Origin of the sequence: Spongiivirga sp. MCCC 1A20706, from assembly GCF_046524175.1 — a bacterium.
Taxonomy (GTDB): domain Bacteria; phylum Bacteroidota; class Bacteroidia; order Flavobacteriales; family Flavobacteriaceae; genus Spongiivirga.
The window spans coordinates 294,761-313,186 of record NZ_JBEFZF010000001.1 but is presented as its reverse complement, the minus strand read 5'-3'; the positions used below and the strand labels follow the sequence as shown (position 1 = coordinate 313,186).

Annotated in this window: 20 protein-coding genes; 8 read left to right on the top strand and 12 right to left on the bottom strand. The window is 36.0% G+C overall.

From position 1 onward, the window contains the following. Positions 1 to 33 precede the first annotated feature (33 nt). The 10 genes from ABN763_RS01470 to ABN763_RS01425 form a co-directional block, all read right to left on the bottom strand. Complete coding sequence (locus tag ABN763_RS01470) at positions 34 to 627, bottom strand: 4'-phosphopantetheinyl transferase superfamily protein (protein ID WP_410483630.1); 594 nt, start codon at positions 625 to 627, stop codon at positions 34 to 36. Beyond that, complete coding sequence (locus ABN763_RS01465; protein ID WP_410483629.1) at positions 624 to 878, bottom strand: acyl carrier protein; 255 nt, start codon at positions 876 to 878, stop codon at positions 624 to 626. The genes ABN763_RS01470 and ABN763_RS01465 overlap by 4 nt, the downstream gene beginning before the upstream one ends. Further along, positions 878 to 2,152, bottom strand: a complete 1,275-nt coding sequence (locus ABN763_RS01460; RefSeq protein WP_410483628.1) for a beta-ketoacyl-[acyl-carrier-protein] synthase family protein — start codon at positions 2,150 to 2,152, stop codon at positions 878 to 880. The genes ABN763_RS01465 and ABN763_RS01460 overlap by 1 nt, the downstream gene beginning before the upstream one ends. Next, positions 2,149 to 2,586, bottom strand: coding sequence for a 3-hydroxyacyl-ACP dehydratase FabZ family protein (locus ABN763_RS01455; protein ID WP_410483627.1), 438 nt, complete (start codon positions 2,584 to 2,586; stop codon positions 2,149 to 2,151). The genes ABN763_RS01460 and ABN763_RS01455 overlap by 4 nt, the downstream gene beginning before the upstream one ends. Before the next feature lie 2 nt (positions 2,587 to 2,588). After that, complete coding sequence (locus ABN763_RS01450) at positions 2,589 to 3,386, bottom strand: enoyl-ACP reductase (RefSeq protein WP_410483626.1); 798 nt, start codon at positions 3,384 to 3,386, stop codon at positions 2,589 to 2,591. An 81-nt stretch (positions 3,387 to 3,467) separates the two neighbouring features. Beyond that, entirely contained in the window at positions 3,468 to 4,520 is a 1,053-nt protein-coding gene (locus tag ABN763_RS01445) for a type III polyketide synthase (protein WP_410483625.1), read from the bottom strand. A 6-nt stretch (positions 4,521 to 4,526) separates the two neighbouring features. Next, positions 4,527 to 5,228: a methyltransferase domain-containing protein gene (locus ABN763_RS01440; protein ID WP_410483624.1), complete on the bottom strand. Its 702-nt coding sequence runs from the start codon at positions 5,226 to 5,228 to the stop codon at positions 4,527 to 4,529. Next, the gene (locus tag ABN763_RS01435; RefSeq protein WP_410483623.1) at positions 5,225 to 6,364 is read right to left on the bottom strand and encodes an NAD(P)/FAD-dependent oxidoreductase; all 1,140 of its coding nucleotides are present in this window, start codon (positions 6,362 to 6,364) and stop codon (positions 5,225 to 5,227) included. The genes ABN763_RS01440 and ABN763_RS01435 overlap by 4 nt, the downstream gene beginning before the upstream one ends. Before the next feature lie 129 nt (positions 6,365 to 6,493). Next, on the bottom strand, positions 6,494 to 7,186 hold the full coding sequence (locus ABN763_RS01430; RefSeq protein WP_410483622.1) for an OmpA family protein: 693 nt from the start codon (positions 7,184 to 7,186) through the stop codon (positions 6,494 to 6,496). A gap of 6 nt (positions 7,187 to 7,192) precedes the next feature. Next, positions 7,193 to 7,660, bottom strand: coding sequence for a lipocalin (locus ABN763_RS01425; protein ID WP_410483621.1), 468 nt, complete (start codon positions 7,658 to 7,660; stop codon positions 7,193 to 7,195). A 171-nt stretch (positions 7,661 to 7,831) separates the two neighbouring features. Here ABN763_RS01425 and ABN763_RS01420 point away from each other — a divergent pair, with 171 nt between their 5' ends. Continuing rightward, positions 7,832 to 8,377 (top strand): ExbD/TolR family protein, encoded by a 546-nt coding sequence (locus tag ABN763_RS01420; protein ID WP_410483620.1) that lies wholly within the window; start codon positions 7,832 to 7,834, stop codon positions 8,375 to 8,377. Here the strand turns inward: ABN763_RS01420 and ABN763_RS01415 are convergent. Further along, positions 8,374 to 10,380: a thiamine pyrophosphate-dependent enzyme gene (locus ABN763_RS01415; RefSeq protein WP_410483619.1), complete on the bottom strand. Its 2,007-nt coding sequence runs from the start codon at positions 10,378 to 10,380 to the stop codon at positions 8,374 to 8,376. The two genes, ABN763_RS01420 and ABN763_RS01415, sit on opposite strands and share 4 nt — an antisense overlap. A 146-nt stretch (positions 10,381 to 10,526) precedes the next feature. On the opposite strand from ABN763_RS01415, the gene ABN763_RS01410 reads away from it, so the two are divergent. From ABN763_RS01410 to ABN763_RS01385, 6 genes are all read left to right on the top strand, one after another. Next, entirely contained in the window at positions 10,527 to 11,477 is a 951-nt protein-coding gene (locus tag ABN763_RS01410) for an isopenicillin N synthase family dioxygenase (RefSeq protein WP_410483618.1), read from the top strand. 72 nt (positions 11,478 to 11,549) lie between these two features. Then, positions 11,550 to 11,879: a translation initiation factor gene (locus tag ABN763_RS01405; RefSeq protein WP_410483617.1), complete on the top strand. Its 330-nt coding sequence runs from the start codon at positions 11,550 to 11,552 to the stop codon at positions 11,877 to 11,879. Between the two features lie 88 nt (positions 11,880 to 11,967). After that, positions 11,968 to 12,447, top strand: coding sequence for a DUF1572 domain-containing protein (locus ABN763_RS01400; protein WP_410483616.1), 480 nt, complete (start codon positions 11,968 to 11,970; stop codon positions 12,445 to 12,447). 173 nt (positions 12,448 to 12,620) lie between these two features. After that, the gene (locus ABN763_RS01395; RefSeq protein WP_410483615.1) at positions 12,621 to 13,514 is read left to right on the top strand and encodes a DUF1835 domain-containing protein; all 894 of its coding nucleotides are present in this window, start codon (positions 12,621 to 12,623) and stop codon (positions 13,512 to 13,514) included. 1 nt (position 13,515) lies between these two features. Continuing rightward, positions 13,516 to 14,391 carry a nucleoside phosphorylase gene (locus ABN763_RS01390; RefSeq protein ID WP_410483614.1) on the top strand — a complete coding sequence of 292 codons (876 nt, stop codon included), beginning with the start codon at positions 13,516 to 13,518 and terminating at the stop codon, positions 14,389 to 14,391. Next, positions 14,388 to 15,239, top strand: coding sequence for a substrate-binding domain-containing protein (locus ABN763_RS01385; RefSeq protein ID WP_410483613.1), 852 nt, complete (start codon positions 14,388 to 14,390; stop codon positions 15,237 to 15,239). The genes ABN763_RS01390 and ABN763_RS01385 overlap by 4 nt, the downstream gene beginning before the upstream one ends. 286 nt (positions 15,240 to 15,525) lie before the next feature. On the opposite strand, the gene ABN763_RS01380 is transcribed toward ABN763_RS01385, so the two are convergent. After that, positions 15,526 to 16,191: a uracil-DNA glycosylase gene (locus ABN763_RS01380; RefSeq protein ID WP_410483612.1), complete on the bottom strand. Its 666-nt coding sequence runs from the start codon at positions 16,189 to 16,191 to the stop codon at positions 15,526 to 15,528. Between the two features lie 60 nt (positions 16,192 to 16,251). Between ABN763_RS01380 and ABN763_RS01375 the strand changes: the two genes are divergently transcribed. Next, on the top strand, positions 16,252 to 18,426 hold the full coding sequence (locus ABN763_RS01375) for an endonuclease MutS2 (RefSeq protein ID WP_410483611.1): 2,175 nt from the start codon (positions 16,252 to 16,254) through the stop codon (positions 18,424 to 18,426).

The following is an 18,426-nucleotide window of genomic DNA, read 5'->3' as shown; positions in this document are numbered from 1 at the left end:
TAATAGAGTAGTACGTCGATTAAATTAGGTTGGCTATATACCTACTAAATATGCTGCCCGCCTACCATGGTGACTTAAGGAAATTAGGTACTCCTTTTTAGTGTCGTCAACAAATAAATATGGAATACCGTGTTTATCTTTCAGAATTTTTAAATAACGCTTAGATCTGTTTAAATAAGCAGAAAAAAAGTCTATAACCGCTTCTTTAATATATACGCTTTGCACTCCGTATCGTTCGTTTGGCAATAATATCAGTTGGTTATAAAATGACTTTGGCGGTGCATTTATAGATTGTGCTGTTGCAACTACATGATTAGTATTTAGATTAATACGAACAAAGTATTTTGAAGATTCAATTGTCACAACTACGGTCGGCTTGTTTTGGTAATGCTTTAAGTGAAGTTTAATTCTTTTTGGATTAAGAAATCGATTACCTGTTTCTCTGAAATAACTTTTATAAGCAGCTTCTTTAACTGCCCAAAATATACAAGCCTGCTTATGTGAATCTATACTGTCTAGAATCTGATTTTTTTCATCTAAATTAAAGGCTTTGTCTAAAAAACGAGGACGATTATAGGCACCATCAATCAGCGCTTGTTCAAAGTCGACCACATCATTACCGATCATTTTTCTGCCAACTTTTGCTCAATAACTTCTAAAGATGATTTAACGGTAAGCATTTTGTCCATATCATCATTTTCAATCATGATATCAAATTCATCTTCTACATCAAGCGCAACATCAATAAGATTTGCAGAGTTGATCTTAAGATCATTGATAAAATCAGTTTCTTCTGATATTAAAGAAAATGCCTCTTTATTCTGAACGTATGGCTCAATAATCGATTTAAGTTTTGCAAGTAAATCAGCTTTGCTCATTAGATAGTGTTATATCTTTTAAAAATAAGACATCCGTTTACATCGCCAAAACCGAAACTAGCTTTTGCGATGATGTTTAGCTCTTTTTCTATCATCTTTGTCGGAATCGCTGTTTGATCTATTTCCGTCAAGATATCAGGATGAGGATCTTCACAATTAATATTCGGGAAAATAAATTGCTCTTTTAATTGAAGTACCGATGCAACGCATTCTAAAGCGCCCGAAGCACTTAAGCCATGCCCAACCATGCTTTTTAAGGAATTAATAGGTGGAAAATTGGATGAAGTAAAGCCCAAGGCTTCTTTCCAGTTTTTTATTTCAATCGGGTCTTTTTTAGTAGCGGTTAAGTGTCCGTTAATAGTAGATATATCGGAAGCTAGAATTCCAGCTTGTTTCAACGCATTTTGTATGCACCTTTGCACAGCTTCATTGTTTGGTGCCGTTAATGAGCCTCCGTTACGCTGAGCTCCGCAGTTGACATGACCTCCTAAAATTTCAGCATATATAGTTGCCCCTCGTTCTTCTGCGCTTTCTAAGCTTTCGATAAGCAATGCTCCAGCTCCACTTCCAGGGACAAAGCCATTTGCAGATTCACTCATAGGCCTCGATGCTTTTTCAGGTTGGTCATTATACTTGTAAGCACATACTTTCATTGCATCAAAACCTCCCCATATATAAGGGCCGCTATCGGAAGTACTACCCACCAACACGCGCTTTGACCTTCCCGATTGTATAAGGTCATAACCCATCAAAATACTTTCTGTCCCTGTAGTACAAGCGGAAGAATTAGTCGTTACCTGACCACCTGCTCCTATCATTCCTGAAAGGTAAGCACTGACGCCACTATTCATCACCTGAATTGCTACACTACTTCCAAGTCTACGTACATTTTTTTCATCTACCTTGTATATCGCCTCACGAAACTTATCGATACCTGAAGTTCCTGCACCAAAAATTACGCTTAAATCCCAGTCTACTGTTTCGCTATTAATTTCTAAACCAGCATCTTTGCAGGCATCAATTCCCGCTATTACGCCATATAAAATGCCTGTGCTATTAAAACCACGAAGCTGTAATCGTGTTAAATATTCTTCTTTTGTTGTTACTGAGATAATTGGCTTTCCCGCCACTTGACATGAAAATTGAAGTTCTTCTAAGGTATGAGAATGGCGAATTCCCGAAACTCCTTTTTTTAACGCGTTTGCAAACGCTTCCACTCCCATCCCATTTGGCGATACCACACCCAATCCTGTTATAACAACCCTTTTTTTCATCTATTCTTAAAGATCATTCCTCCAATAACTCCATTACATACTTCTTCTTCTTTTTCATTTTTCATGCTGACCTTGCACTTTAGTTTTCCAAATCGGAAATATTGCTTTTCTGAGGTCACTACTACTTTTTCACCAGGGAAAACCGGTTTTAAAAAATGAATATCTGTGTTAGTCATGGCAATTTTGGGATCATCACCGAGTTCTTCTCCCATTAAAAAGATACCCAAACAAACTACACCTATCTGAGCCATACACTCCGTCAAAATAACTCCTGGCGTTATTGGGTTTCCACGAAAATGATCTTCATAAAAAGCTGCATCAGGATTAAAGAAATAACTACCTATAACTCCGTTTTCGCTTATCGCTGTCAATTCATCAACAAACAAAAAGGATGGCCCATAAGGTAGTTTTGATATAATTTCTTCTGATGTCATACTTAGTTAATATGTTCACCTCCATTAACCTTAATAATACTTCCATTTATCCAAGAAGCTTCTTTTTTACAAAGTAAATACGCTGCATTTGCAACATCTTCAGGTTGGGTAAGTCGTTTAAAAGGATTTCTGATTTTGGTATGTTCAATTAGTTTTTCTGAACCAGGAATCATTCTTAATGAAATTGTATCAGTAACACCTGCCTGAATACAATTAGCACGAATCCCCTTTGGAGCAAATTCTAAGGCAATACTTCTAGTAATCGCTTCTAAAGAAGCTTTGGCAGCAGAAACAGCCGCATAATTGGACCATGCGCGTTGGCTTCCTTCACTTGTAAAACTCAATACACTGCTTTCGTCATGGAATAGATTACTAACATATAATTGTTTAACCCAGTCATATAGACTTATTGCCATAGCATTTATCGTAAGTGCAAAGTCGTCATTGGCAAGTGTTGGATTTTCATTAGCAAGCATCGGTTTTAAATTGCCTTTGGCAATGCTGTGAACCAGTACCTTTACCTTTATTTCCTTTTCACATAGATCTTTTAGAACGTCGGATCTTTTTTCTGCATTCGTTGCATCTATATTATAACTGACAAATTGTATCCCTGTTTCTGCAATTTTTTTAAATGATAAATCAATCTCCTTCATCTGATTTCTGGCATTGCGATGTATAATTGCTATATGCATCCCATGCTTCGCTAACTTCATTGCTGTAGCTAGGCCTAAACCACTACTACCACCAAGAATAAGTGCCCAGTTATTATCAGATTCAGAATTAAACTCAGTTGATTTCAAATGGATCAATATTTACTTCTAAGATACTGCAAGTGGGAAAACTATGGTTAAAAAGAATGGTATTTAACAACATTACACAAGCTACCACTTTAGCAGCAAACGCTGGGCAGTAAATCCAGGGCCAAAACTTAACATGAGTCCGATATCATTTTGGGGAATTTCTCTCTCTAAAAAACGCTCTAAAACAAATAGGACAGTTGCACTTGACATATTACCAAATTGACGTAAAACTTCTTTGGTGTCATTGATGTCCTTACCCATTTCAGAAAAGAGACTTTCTACCGTCTGTACAATCTTCTTGCCCCCAGGATGAAAAATTAGGTGTGCTACATCTTCGATACTACAGTCATTTTCTTTTAAGAAAGGATGTATAATACTACCAAAATGCGCTGCAATATGTTCGGGCACTTCTTTATCCAGTACCATTTTAAGGCCAGAATTCACCAAGTCAAAACCCATATAATGTTGTGCGTTGTAAAAATGATACATACTTTCAGCAATGACTTCTGGTCCGGTATCATTTTCATGAGAACTCATCAATACACACGCTGCCCCATCACCAAAAATCGCAGCGCTCACTACGTTTGCCATTGAATAATCATCTAACTGAAATGTGGCAGTAGGAGCCTCTACCGCAACAACAGCAGCCCGCTTTCCTGGATTCGCTTTCAGAAAATTCTTTGCATAAATCATACCCGAAATTCCTGCAACGCACCCCATCTCGGTGACTGGCAATCGAACCACATCCTGTCGCATTTGAAGATCGTTAATTAAAAAAGCATCAAGTGAAGGAATCATAATACCCGTGCAACTCACCGTAATTAAATAGTCAATATCAGCGGGTTGCCAGCCAGCTTTGTTTAGTCCCTTGGTCAAACAAGCAGTACCTAACTTAATAACTTCCGTTTTATAGATATCGTTTTTCTCTTGAAAGGAAGTTTTGGTTACTACCGCTTCCGGTTTCATTATTGAATATCGTCTATCAACAGCTGCATTTTCAAAAATCTTTTTCACTTTGCGTTTAAAGCGATCGTCTTGACCTTCAAGCCAAGAATCCATTAACTGAATGATATCCTTTGTAGGTCTGGTATTTTTGGGAACCTCTGTGGAAACTGCCTTTATAGTTACACTCATTAAAAATTATGTTTTTATGATCCATAAATAGCGAAATGCCCATTTCCATTGAATCGTATACTGTTTTGGTTTTATCTTTTCGGAAAACGCAATCAATTCGTTCTTTTTGAATCCTCTTAAAATCGAAGTGAGTCCATCTTCCTTAGAAATATTGCCTAATTGAAACACCCAGCTATATAATTTAAAAAGTACATATGCTAGCCTACTGCGTTGCAAATCATTTATAATCAACCCGAATTTAGCATTCCTGGTCATCAACTGCACAAGTTGCAATATTTCTAAATCGGTAAAGTGGTGTAATGTTAAAGTACAAAGGGCAATATCATATTTAATATATTCAAATTCTTTTTCAAAAACATTAGTCGTTTTGTAGCTTATATTTTCATCACTTTGAGATAAATCTTCAGCAATTTTAATTGCGTTCGGATTGGCATCTATACCGACATATGCGATGTTCCTGTTATTTAATTTCGACGAAAGTGTGCGTAACATATCTCCATTACCACAACCGATATCGGCTATGGTAATTTTTGAACCTGTATCCACCGATTTTAGTAACCGCTGTACCGCCTGTATAGTAATATTGTTGCCCCCCAATGCCTTGTTTACATTCGCAATTTCATTCAGCGTTTGCGCCAGTTCATCACCATTGAGATCAAAATTATCTAATACCTCTTCAGCATCTATTCTTTTTTTTATTGATATCATGAAACGGTTTCTAAGGTTATTGGCTTACCGTGCGTTTTATTGATTATTTGGGGAATTAATCCGGGAAAAATTTGACCGCTTTTCATCACCATATTCGAAAGCTGATCGCTCAAAAACACTTTAGATAATACCCTACCTGTTTTAAGTCGTTTAGCAAAGTGAAAATCCCATTGTTTTTTATACATCTCTTCTAATTGTACTCTATTCGATATTTCTCGATTAAAAAACCGGATAAGAATTTCTGAGCATAACTTTGCTGCATGAATTGCCATTGCCATCCCATTTCCACATAAAGGATGAACAAGTCCGGCTGTATCACCTGCCATCAATATATGATTTTCAACCACTCCCTTTTTCTCAAATGAAACCTGACTTATTGTTAGCGGTTCCTCAAAAAGGAGCTTAGCACTATTAAAAAAGCTATTCAAATATGGATTTTTGGCCATTATTTTCTGCTGAAACTTCTCGATATTTCCTGCCTTTTTAAACGAAGCGTAGGTTGTCAAATAACAGGCATTTACTGCATCATTTTCCACTTTTGACAGTCCACAATATCCTCCATCAAAATTGTGTAAAGCAACGAGATCATCTTCAAAATCAAATTGATAGTGTGCTTTGACAGCCAACCAATGTGATTTTTTTTGAATAAAGCTTCGATTAAGCGCCTTATCAAGATTGGATCGCTTACCAAAAGCACCGATCACAAATGAAGCTTCAAGTTGTACTCCCCCGATTGTATCTACTAGAAAAAGGTCTTTATTAAATTTTAATGAAATAACCTGATCAAATATGATCTGACCGCCAATACGCAACAGCTGATTATATAATAAATTATCAAGTGAATAACGACTAATACCAAAGCCTCCCAGTTGTAAGTTTCCTTTTACCGTTTTTCCAGTTTTAGTGGAAATAAGGTATTTAGATATGGATTTTGCACCCACCGTAGTAGTGTCGATATCCAGGTAATTTAAATACGTTAAGACTTCGTTAGATACGTACTCGCCACAAACTTTGTGAGAAGGATACGTAGACTTTTCGATTAATAGGCAATCAATATTTTTCTTGGTAAGGTGAAGTGCTGTTGTTAGTCCGCCTAAACCTCCTCCTACAACTACTACTTGATACTTCCTTTTCATACTTCAAGTGAAGATAGTTAGGATATGTGTAAACACAAAAAAGCCCATAGTTTCTTTTTGAAAACTATGGGCTTAATCACCAATTTAATTTGATCTTTAAATCGGCTCCATGCTAAGGTAGGCAGGAAATTATCCTTTGGTTTTTTGTACTGCTTCTTGTTTTAACCGCTCGTTGGCGACTACTGCAATTGCAACTCGTCTATTTTTCGATCTACCCTCAGCAGTTGAGTTGTCATGCTGTGGTTGGTCTTCGCCGTACCATTTAGTGGTAAATCTGCTAGAATTCACTCCTTTTTCCGCTAAATAATCTGATACGGATAAAGCTCTTTTTTTAGAAAGGGTCATATTGTATTCATCCGATCCAGTGTTATCAGTATGTCCCTCTATCAAAATATTAGAATTAGGATATTCCTTAAAAATACCGGCTAATTTTTGCAATGTAGCGGCAGATTTTGAATTGATGTTCGATTTGTTGGTATCAAAGTACACCCCACTTCGCTCATCAAAAGTTATGCTAATACCTTCTCCTACTCGCTCAACTTCAGCTCCGGGTATTTCCGTTTCTATACGTTCGGCTTGTCTGTCCATTCTATTACCTATATAAGCTCCAGCTGCACCTCCTACTACTCCGCCTATAATGGCTCCTAGAACGGTGTTTCCTTTACCAACATTGTTCCCAATAACACCTCCTAGTACGGCACCTCCAGCAGTACCGATAACGGCTCCTTTTTGAGTATTGTTAGCGGTTTTACATCCCGTCGTAACACTAAAAACAAGTGCTAAACTCAATATATAGTTCATTGTCTTATATCGTGGTTTCATTTTCTTCTATTTTATAAAATTTAGGTTAATTAAAAATGGACTTCCTTCTACATTAATAGTTGTAGATAAGATCATACTTGTTTCCGTTAACGAATCTATATTTAAACGAAAACCTGCATTGTTATTAATACTCTTTTTCTTTTCATCTATTGGCTTAAATTGAAACTGATGGCTGCCATCTCCAGGTTCGTAGATAGACCATCTAATAAGGTTAGCAGCATTATTACAATTTGCATTACTAAAACTGTAAGAACCTGTACTATTATTAGAAACGAAATTCCAGGAACTGCCGTTGTAACAAAATGCATTAGCAGTAGCGAACAATTCACCATTGTAATCTCCTGGATTATTTGGGTGTGTTACACTCTGTAATGTCCACTGTCCATTGATCATCGAACGGTAAGAGCGATTTTGTTTTGAAAGTGAACATGATGCAAAAATCATCAAACAACTAAATAATAAAAGCTTCTTCATTGGTTAGAATTATGGATTTATATTCTTGTTCAATTTTAACTAATTCGTTTTACACTTCTGTAGACAATACGCTAGGTATATCGACCAATGGTGCAATAAATCAGTTAAAACTCTTTGATCTGGTATAACTATTGATCATATAATATACGTTAACACTAAACTTTATAGATTATGAAACTAAAAAAAGAACCCGGCGTAAACGCCGGATCGATGGCCGACATTGCATTCTTAATGCTAATTTTTTTCTTAGTGGTTACCAAAATTGAAGCAGATGAGGGAATTAATACCCGATTAGCATCAGAGGATAACGTTCCTACAATCCAGCTAAATGATCGTAACGTAATGGAGATTAGCATCAACGACAAAAAAGAAATTCTTGTAGAAGGAGCATTTATCAATGTTACTGAGATTACTGAACTAACCAAAAAATTTATTGATAATAATGGTGATGGTAGCTGTATATATTGCGATGGAGCAAGACTGGCAAGCTCATCCGATAATCCTAACGACGCAATTGTATCATTACAACATATGCGAACAACAGATTATAAGTTTTACGTAACTGTACAAAACGAGTTAATTAAGGCATATAACCAGTTGAGAAACATTGCTGCCAAAAAGCAGTTTGGAGCTGATTATAATGCACTTACTAAAGAACAGCAAAAACAAATTAGGGAACAGTATCCAAGAAAAATAACTGAGGTGCCCACTAATTAGTAGGCTAAAAGCTGCTCCAAATCTTCCTTGAACCTCATTTTTGGTAAATATTGATCTTCTAATGATCCCGCAAAGGGAATAGGAGACTCCAAGCTTGCCGTACGCTTTACAGGAGCATCCAGATATTCGAAGCAATTTTCCATTATTAAGGCTGAAATATCTGATGCGACTCCTCCAAATAGGGAATCTTCTTGAAGAATTATCGCCTTTCCTGTTTTCTTAACTGATTCAAAAATGGTCTCAGTATCTAACGGACAAAGGCTTCTTAAATCAATAAGATCGGCACCTATATTACTCATTTCATTCAAACTATCTAAGGCCCAATGTACTGAAGCACCAAAAGCAATGATGGTTATATCGTCACCTTCTCTTAAAACACTTGCTTTTCCAATTGGCAAGGTAAAATAGTCTTCAGAAACCTCTTCGCGAATACTTCTATACAAAGCTTTATGTTCAAAAAACAGAACTGGATTTGGATCATTTATTGCGGAGGCTAATAAACCGGCGGCATCCGAAGGAAAAGCGGGATAAATCACTTTTAAACCGGGGGTTTTCGTAAACCAGGCCTCATTTGTTTGGCTGTGAAACGGTCCCGCTCCAACCCCAGCACCGCAAGGCATTCTAACAACAACATCAGCTATTTGACCCCAGCGATAATGTGATTTTGCAAGTAAGTTGACAATAGGATTAAAACCTGAAGAAACAAAATCGGCAAACTGCATTTCCATTACCGATTTCATACCATTAATAGATAATCCCATTGCAGCAGAAACAATAGCAGATTCACAAATAGGAGTATTTCTTACCCGTTCTTTACCAAAAGCATCAACAAAGCCCTCGGTAATTTTAAAAACCCCGCCATACTCTGCAATATCTTGCCCCATGATCACAAGATCCTCATGCTTCTGCATTGATAATTTTAAGGAATGAGAAATCGCATCGATAAATCGAACTTCTCTTTTATTTGAGGACTGCGGTATTTCCTGATAATCACAAGATTTATATACATCAGAAAGTTCGGTAGATACATCTGCTTTCACAGTGTCTTCTTCAAAAGCGATCTTCAAATGGGCATCTATTTCCTTTTTTATCCCTTTTTTAATTTCTGCCAAATCAGTTTCATCAAGAAGTTCTTTTTCCAAAAGATAAGCTTCATAATTAAGAACAGGATCACGTTCTTCCCAATACTTCATCAAATCATCAGGAACGTATTTTGTACCACTTGCCTCTTCATGACCTCGTCTTCTAAACGTTTTGAACTCTATTAAAACGGGCTTTGGGTTTTCTCTTATATCTTTAGCAATGGTACTTACCTTTTCATATACTTCAACGATATTATTACCATCAATAATATGCGATTCAATGCCATATCCTTTGCCTTTATCAGCTAAATCAGTACAATTAAATTGTTCTTTAGTTGGCGTTGATAGTCCATAACCATTGTTTTCAATACAAAAAATAACAGGTAAGTTCCAGACTGAAGCCACGTTTAAGGCCTCATGAAAATCGCCCTCACTCGTACCTCCTTCTCCTGTGAAAACTGCTGTGACTTTATGATTTTTTTTTAATAAATTTCCAAGTGCTATCCCATCAGCTACGCCCATTTGCGGACCCAAATGTGAGATCATGCCCACAATATTGTATTCCTGAGTACCAAAATGAAACGATCGATCACGACCTTTTGTAAAACCACCTAATTTTCCTTGCCACTGGCTAAAAAGCCTATGTAAAGGAATGTCTCTACCTGTAAAAACACCTAAATTTCGGTGCATAGGCAGTATGTATTCTTCTTTGTCTAATACGGCAGTTACCCCAACCGCTATCGCCTCCTGACCAATACCGCTAAACCATTTTGATATTTTGCCTTGGCGAAGCAACAATAGCATTTTCTCCTCTATCATTCGAGGCTTTAGCATACGCTTATATAAGCTTAGCTGCATTTCACCGTCAATTGTTTCAGGGTAATATTGTAAAATCCTAGAACTAGTGACCTGTTTATCCATATTGCGATTTTCGGTATATCAAATGTAAAAAAATAACAATCCGTACCCTAGATGTTTTATTCTTTTAAAATATCTCATTTCGCACGACAATTAAAAAGCCCATTTATTGCTACCTTTGTTGGAAACCGCTTTAAATAAACCTACAAATGAATAATATACCAAGTGTCGATTTAGCTGATTTTACATCGGGCGACCCCACAAGAAAACAACATTTTGTCGATGCCATCGGAAAGGCATATGAGGATATCGGATTTGTATCATTAAAAAATCATTTTCTATCTGATAAGCTCGTTGACAATTTATATAAAGAAGTAAAATCATTCTTTGCACTTCCTTTAGAAACAAAAAAGAAATATGAACGCGAAGAACTAGCCGGACAACGTGGTTATGTTTCTTTTGGAAAAGAACATGCAAAAGGAAAGAAGGAAGGTGATTTAAAAGAGTTCTGGCATTTTGGTCAGGAGCCGGATGAAGATGCCAATTTAAGTGAAGAATACCCAGAAAATTTAGATGTTGATGAGCTTGACAATTTTAATGAAGTGGGCATGGAAGCATATCGAATGCTGGAAAAAACAGGCATCTACGTACTAAGAGCTTTGGCGTTGTATATTGGTCTCGATGAACATTATTTTGACCATTGGGCAAGTAATGGAAATAGCATTTTAAGACCTATACATTATCCGCCGATTACTGAAGAACCTAAAGGTGCCGTTCGAGCGGGTGCACATGGCGACATTAACTTGATAACACTTTTGATGGGTGCATCGACTGGTGGACTTCAGGTATTGAGAAAAGATGGGGAATGGATTGATGCCATACCTAACGAAGATGAATTAGTAATTAATGTTGGTGATATGTTAGAGCGTCATACTAACAACAAACTACGCTCAACAATACACCGTGTGGTGAATCCACCAAAAGAACAATGGGGAAGTCCTCGATATTCTATCCCGTTTTTTATGCATCCTAGAAGCGATATGAAATTAAATTGCCTAGAACAATGCATTGATGCTAATAATCCAAAAGCTTATGATGATATTACGGCTGGGGAGTTTCTACACCAACGCCTGGTTGAAATCGGATTGATTAAGAAATAAGAGTAGCCAAGCCAAAACAATGACTAAAGATTCAAGACTACAAATTCTGAATTCATCATTCTTCATTAAAAAATGGACCTAAAAGATCAATTAAAAAACCTTTTCCCGGATCATGTTCCAGAAGAAAGTACGCAAGATACATCTAAGGAAAATAGCATCTGGATGCAAGATGCCCCTTTGATATGCAAATATGAAAAACGAAAAGGAAAACCGATCACTATCATCGAAGGATATACAGGAGCTGATAATGATTTTAAATTACTCGCTAAAGAGTTGAAATCTACCTTAAGTGTTGGCGGTAGTTTTAAAAATGAACAAATCATTATTCAAGGAGATTATCGGGATAAAATAATGCAACTACTAAAAGAAAAAGGCTTTAAAGTTAAACGTGTTGGTGGTTAACAAATTAAGTATTCTGTAATTGAAAATCTGACGTAATGCTAGGTTATAAGTTATTTAAGAAAACAATCAAATAAAGTGGTTAGCCCAAATGAAATTAAGCAAATACTTAGCTGCCCGATTAAGGGAGGTTTTTATAGATGGAAAATGGGTTTTAGGCACAAATTTTAGAGAACAAATAATTGACCTTGATTGGAATCACGCAACGCATAAAATAGATAATTTTAATACTATTGCCGATTTAACTTTCCATGTTGATTACTATTTAGCTGGAGTTGTAAGAGTTCTTGAAGGTGGAACACTTGATATACGAGACAAATTTAGTTTCGATTCACCACCGATGAAATCAAAACGAGACTGGAAAAATTTGGTAAACAAGTTTTGCCTTGATGCTGAAAAATTTATTACGCTTGTTGAAAACATGTCAGATGAAAATATAAAGGCAGATTTTGTAGACAAAAAGTATGGAACGTACTACAGGAATATTGACGCAATGATTGAACATACGTATTATCATCTTGGACAAATAATACTAATAAAAAAACATATTAAAAACAACGGTAATGAATAGTTGTTCTGGCTGCCCAAAACGAATAACTTTTCTTATTTTTAAGTGAATCTTAATCTCATGAGGAAAAGAAAATCATAAGATTCATAACTGAAACTATTTCTAAATAAATTCTAACTAACACCAAACAACTGGAAACACAAAACAACATATTTCATATTACTAATGGCGATTCTTTGACCAATAGGTTAGTTGATTTAGGTTTTGACAAAAAAATACTCACTTGGCGAGAAATTTTATGTGATGGTCCCACTACCTATGCTATCAACTCTCAACAATTTATTGATATTCGAAGTGGGTTTTTACAGCTTAACTATGATGTTCCTGAAGGGCATTATGAGGAGAAATTCACCAATCAATTTGAATTATTAAAAGACCTATCCAACTACAACGAGATCAACCTATGGTTTGAATACGATCTTTTCTGTCATATAAATATGATTGCGGCTATTAGCTTGCTCCAACAATTAAAAATTAACTTGCCAATTTATCTTATTTGTAGTGGGCGGGTAAAAGGTGAAGACAGTCTTAAAGGGCTTTCTGAGCTTTCAAAAGGACAATTGTTAAATCACTTTAAAAATAAAATAGTACTTAAAGAAAGTGATCTTAAGTTAGCAGATTCGCTCTGGCAAATTTATTGCTCTGATATGCACTATCAACTACATAAATATGTCACTAAGCCTTCGTCGTTTAGATACTTATCAAACTGTTTGAGTGCCCATTTAAAGCGATTTCCTTCAAAACATAATGGGTTAAATTTATTAGAAGTTCATTTGCTTAACCTAATTACCCAGCATCAAATAAAATCAAAACATCATCTATTAGGCTATTTGTTACAATACCAAGGATATTATGGTTATGGTGATACACTCCTCGAAAAGATCATTAACAAAATGGATTCTTTTTTTAATGAAGATGACGATATTTTGAGGCTTAATGATCGGGGAGTCAAAGCATTGAACAAAGAAGACAACTATTACAACGACTTGAAAGATAATAGTATTTTTGGCGGTATTGCTAAATACCGGATGGTCTATGACATTAATTCAAGAAAAATAGAAAAGGTATAAGATGCGAATTGAAGAATCTGAGTTAATAATCAATGATGACGGAAGCATTTACCACCTTAATCTCAAACCTGGTGAAATTGCTGACATCGTTATTACCGTAGGAGACCCCAACCGGGTGGATCGTGTTACTCAATACTTTGATGAAATTGAATTCACAAGAGAAAAACGAGAATTCAAAACAACGACCGGAAGCTTAAATGGCAAACGAATCTCTGTGATTTCAACGGGTATTGGTACAGATAATATTGACATTGTGCTCAATGAACTTGACGCGTTGGTGAATATTGATTTTGATGGTAGAATTATAAAACCAAATAAAACTTCTCTAAACATTATTAGAATTGGCACCTGTGGCGGTATACAAGAAGATATTGATGTTGGCGATTTTGTAGTATCTAAATATGGTATTGGTTTTGATGGCCTTTTGCATTTTTATGAAGATGATAAATCCGAAACTACACTTGCCAGTGCCTTACAAACTCATTTGAATTGGCCTGATAACATGACTAAACCTTATGTTTATAAAGCGGACGAACATCTTATTAAATGTCTTTCTTCAGGTAGTACGTTCAGCGGAATGACAGCTACCAATTGCGGTTTTTATGGCCCCCAAGGCAGGAAGCTTCGTCTTAATGCGGCGGACCAAAAAATGAACGATAAACTTCTTACTTTTAGTTATGAAGGAAACAGAATAACCAATCTTGAAATGGAAACAGCGGGGATATATGGTTTATCTGCCTTGTTAGGACATAAAGCATTATCAATGAACGTTATTCTTGCAAACCGGGCAAATGGTACTTTTAGTAAAGAACCAAAAACCGATGTCAAAAAATTAATAGAATACACCCTAGAAAAAATAACCTCAAGTAACTTATGACCACTATAAAAGTTGGCGGAGTACCCGAACATTTTAACCTACCTTGGCATTTGTGTATTGAAGATGGTAGTTTCCAACGAAACAATTTAAACATCGAATGGGAAACATTTCCCGGAGGTACAGGAGCAATGTGTAAAGCTTTACGCGATGGTAGTATCGATGTTGCTATCGTTTTAACCGAAGGGATCGTAAAGGACATTGCCGAAGGGAATCCTTCTAAAATAGTGCAGGTATATGTTGGGAGTCCCCTATCCTGGGGTATTCATGTAGCAGCAAATTCTTCATTTAAAAGAGAAGAACAGCTAGAAGGCAGAACTATTGCAATAAGTCGTTTTGGGAGTGGTTCTCATTTAATGGCGTACCTACATGCTCAAGACCAAGAATGGGATACTGATCATCTAGATTTTCAAATAGTAAATAATATAAATGGAGCTGTCGAAAATCTGGTTAATGGCAGCGCTGATTATTTTTTATGGGAGCAATTTACCACTAAACCCTTGGTCGACAAAGGTACTTTTAGAAGAGTAGGAATTAAAAACACTCCATGGCCCTGTTTTGTCATTGCAGTTCGTGAAGAAGTACTTGAAAAAGAAAGTATTGCGATAAAAAATATGATCGATACTATCAATAATTGCACTCAAGATTTTAAAAATATTCCAAGTATCGATGTTACACTTGCCAATCGGTATGAACAACAACTTGAAGATATTCAACAATGGTTATCGCAAACTTGGTGGAGTGATAATCAGCTAAAAAAGAATGAATTGAAAAAAATAGTTGATAAGCTCAATGATTTGAAGCTAATTGATAACAAGAATTACGCAACCAAGACCACTTTTCTTTGGTAATCTTGCAAAAAGGACCTATTATTTTCTACAAATAGTGAATTTCAACCCATTTTTTTTCATATTAACATAAATATGTGCTTTCCTTGTGATTTTTATAACAAAATAAGCAACCATTACGTTATATTTGCATCACCCTAACACAACTTAACAAATAACAACACAAAACCTCTTATGCTTACCTTGTTTACAGTATTAGGCATTTTAACCTTTATTAATGTTGTTTTACTAATTTTTAGTAGCAATAGCGTTGATAAAAAACCAAGAAAAAATGCTAAAGTAATTAAACCTACCACGCAATCGGAGACTTCCCCATCGCTTTCAAAAGCGAGTTAGTTTTGCTAAAGTGTTTATTACCAAACCAAAATCCTCTGTTTGCACTTAATGGAGACGGGTGACCTGTGGCCAATATTTTGTGCTTGTTGACATCAATCTTTTTTCCCTTTTTCTTAGCAAAACCACCCCATAATAGGAAAACGATATTTTCGTGTCGTTCAGATATTTTACGAATAACTTCATCCGTATATTGCTCCCATCCTTTGCCTTGATGTGAACCTGCTTGATGAGCTCTAACCGTTAAGGAAGCATTTAACAACAAAACCCCTTGATCTGCCCAACGTTCTAAATTACCTGATTGCGGGTATGGTATTCCCAAATCAGTTTCAATTTCTTTAAAAATATTAACGAGTGAAGGTGGATGCGCAATTCCGTCTGCTACCGAAAAGCAAAGTCCATTGGCTTGACCTGGACCGTGATAGGGATCTTGACCTATGATCACAACTTTCACTTGGTCAAAAGGGCAACGATCAAAAGCAGCAAAAATTTGCTTTCCCGGAGGGTAACAAGTGTTTGTTCTATATTCGTTTTTTACGAACTGAATAAGCTCTTTAAAATATGGCTTTTCAAACTCGTCTTCCAATGGTTTTTTCCAGCTGGGATGTATATTTACACTCATATTCAAATTTCAAAAGTTTCGGTGAGTTAATCCTTATTTTTGCGCTGAATTTATCAACATATGATCTCAATTTCTGAAAAGACACTAAAAGACTTAGAATTTAATTCAATTCTAGAACAAATTGCAGCCAACTGTGTCACAGAACCCGGGTACGCTATGGCTATGGAGATCAAGCCGTTTCAAGATCAAGAAGCGTTGATATCAGCATTAACGCAAACTTCAGAGTACCTCTCTTCATTTGAAAATGACAACCGCATTCCTAATCATGGCTTTAATGCAATTGATGCTGAAATTAAACTGTTAAAAATCGAGAATACCTTTCTTGAAGTACAAGCATTGAAAAGGATTAGTGACATTACAGATACTACCAATACCATGGTGTTATTCTTAAAGAAGTTTAAGGAGTACTATCCGCAGTTACATCATACGTCGTCATTGGTAAATATTAACAAAGAAATAGTCGTACAGATTGATCAAGTTATTGATCGGTTTGGTGAAATAAAGGACAACGCTTCAGATACATTATTTTCCATACGAAAAAGAATTAATGTTGTCCGGGGAAAAATCAATCAAAGCTTTGCTTCTGCCCTTTCCCATTATCACAATGCTGATTACTTAGATGACATTCGTGAATCGGTTGTTGAAAATAAAAGAGTTTTGGCCGTAAAATCGATGCACCGTCGAAAAGTAAAGGGTGCCATAATGGGTAGCTCAAAAACGGGTAGTATTGTATTTATTGAGCCGGAAGCAACACTTCAATTCTCAAGGGAATTAGGAAACCTACTTTTCGAAGAATCGGAAGAAATTGAAAAAATATTAAGGCGGCTAACGGAGTTTATACGACCTTCATTACCATCGCTTGAAGGCTATCAATCTTTTTTAAGTTTTATAGACATTACTGCCGCCAAGGCAAAACACGCACGTAGTTTGAATGCAATCTTGCCAGAAATAGTAGATGAACGACAGTTATATTTTAGAGATGCATATCACCCATTATTGTACCTAACGAATCTAGCAAAAAACGAAAAGACCTATCCCCAGACAATAGAATTAGCTGAAGACAATCGTATTATCGTGATTTCGGGACCTAATGCAGGTGGAAAAAGTATAACTTTAAAAACCATAGGTTTATTACAGTTAATGTTACAAAGTGGAATATTAATTCCGGTTCACGAACGTAGTAAAACCTGTTTATTTGATAGAATTCTAACGGATATTGGTGATAACCAATCAATAGAAAATCACCTTAGCACCTATAGTTATCGACTTAAAAACATGAATTACTTTTTAAAGAAAGTAAACAAAAAAAGTTTGTTTTTGATTGATGAGTTCGGTACCGGATCAGATCCTGAATTAGGGGGTGCGCTAGCGGAAGCCTTTTTAGAAGAATTTTACAATCGAGAGGCTTTTGGTATTATTACAACTCACTATGCCAATTTGAAATTACTCGCCAACGAGCAACCACATATGAGCAATGCAAACATGCAATTCGATAACAGAACGCTAGAACCCGTTTTTAAGTTAGTTGTTGGTGAAGCCGGAAGTTCTTTCACTTTTGAAGTGGCGCAGAAAAATGGAATTCCTTATAGCTTAATTAATCGGGCAAAAAAGAAAATTGAACGTGGTAAGGTCAGGTTTGATGCTACTATTGCAAAGCTTCAAAAACAACGACGTCAAGTTGAAAAAACATCGATACAACTTAAGGATGAAGAAAGTAAGGCTCGTGAAGAACATGAACGCTTAGAAACACTCAATGATAAAATGAAGACCAAACTGCGTAACTATCAGGAATTATATGATAGCAACCAGCGCATGATCTACTTAGGGAATAAGATTAATGATATTGCCGAGAAATATTTTATTGATAAGAAAAAGCGTCCTTTAATATCTGAATTCCTACGGATTGTTGAAACTGAAAATTCTAAGCGTAAAAAGACTACTGCAAAAAAAGCAAAAGCCGAAAAACAGAAAAAAGCTGAAGTAGTAAAAGAAGTAGCAAAAGAAATAGCTGTAGTTCGTCAGGAGAAAAAGAAAGAAAAACAACAAGCCAAAAAACAAGCTGCCAAGCCAAAACCAAAACCTGTTTTTAAAATAGGTGACCGCGTACGTATGCATGATGGCAAAGCGGTTGGTACTATTGACAGTCTAGAAAAAAACAAAGCCGTAGTGAACTACGGCTTGTTTACAACCAATGTTTCTGTGGATTTGTTAGAGTTGGTTGAAGCTAAGAAATAG

Bases quoted from the DNA above. Each gene is read 5' to 3' on its own strand.
- ABN763_RS01470 (WP_410483630.1), bottom strand. From the start codon at position 627: ATGATCGGTAATGATGTGGTCGACTTTGAACAAGCGCTGATTGATGGT.
- ABN763_RS01465 (WP_410483629.1), bottom strand. From the start codon at position 878: ATGAGCAAAGCTGATTTACTTGCAAAACTTAAATCGATTATTGAGCCA.
- ABN763_RS01460 (WP_410483628.1), bottom strand. From the start codon at position 2,152: ATGAAAAAAAGGGTTGTTATAACAGGATTGGGTGTGGTATCGCCAAAT.
- ABN763_RS01455 (WP_410483627.1), bottom strand. From the start codon at position 2,586: ATGACATCAGAAGAAATTATATCAAAACTACCTTATGGGCCATCCTTT.
- ABN763_RS01445 (WP_410483625.1), bottom strand. From the start codon at position 4,520: ATGAGTGTAACTATAAAGGCAGTTTCCACAGAGGTTCCCAAAAATACC.
- ABN763_RS01440 (WP_410483624.1), bottom strand. From the start codon at position 5,228: ATGATATCAATAAAAAAAAGAATAGATGCTGAAGAGGTATTAGATAAT.
- ABN763_RS01435 (WP_410483623.1), bottom strand. From the start codon at position 6,364: ATGAAAAGGAAGTATCAAGTAGTAGTTGTAGGAGGAGGTTTAGGCGGA.
- ABN763_RS01430 (WP_410483622.1), bottom strand. From the start codon at position 7,186: ATGAAACCACGATATAAGACAATGAACTATATATTGAGTTTAGCACTT.
- ABN763_RS01425 (WP_410483621.1), bottom strand. From the start codon at position 7,660: ATGAAGAAGCTTTTATTATTTAGTTGTTTGATGATTTTTGCATCATGT.
- ABN763_RS01420 (WP_410483620.1), top strand. From the start codon at position 7,832: ATGAAACTAAAAAAAGAACCCGGCGTAAACGCCGGATCGATGGCCGAC.
- ABN763_RS01415 (WP_410483619.1), bottom strand. From the start codon at position 10,380: ATGGATAAACAGGTCACTAGTTCTAGGATTTTACAATATTACCCTGAA.
- ABN763_RS01410 (WP_410483618.1), top strand. From the start codon at position 10,527: ATGAATAATATACCAAGTGTCGATTTAGCTGATTTTACATCGGGCGAC.
- ABN763_RS01405 (WP_410483617.1), top strand. From the start codon at position 11,550: ATGGACCTAAAAGATCAATTAAAAAACCTTTTCCCGGATCATGTTCCA.
- ABN763_RS01400 (WP_410483616.1), top strand. From the start codon at position 11,968: ATGAAATTAAGCAAATACTTAGCTGCCCGATTAAGGGAGGTTTTTATA.
- ABN763_RS01390 (WP_410483614.1), top strand. From the start codon at position 13,516: ATGCGAATTGAAGAATCTGAGTTAATAATCAATGATGACGGAAGCATT.
- ABN763_RS01385 (WP_410483613.1), top strand. From the start codon at position 14,388: ATGACCACTATAAAAGTTGGCGGAGTACCCGAACATTTTAACCTACCT.
- ABN763_RS01380 (WP_410483612.1), bottom strand. From the start codon at position 16,191: ATGAGTGTAAATATACATCCCAGCTGGAAAAAACCATTGGAAGACGAG.
- ABN763_RS01375 (WP_410483611.1), top strand. From the start codon at position 16,252: ATGATCTCAATTTCTGAAAAGACACTAAAAGACTTAGAATTTAATTCA.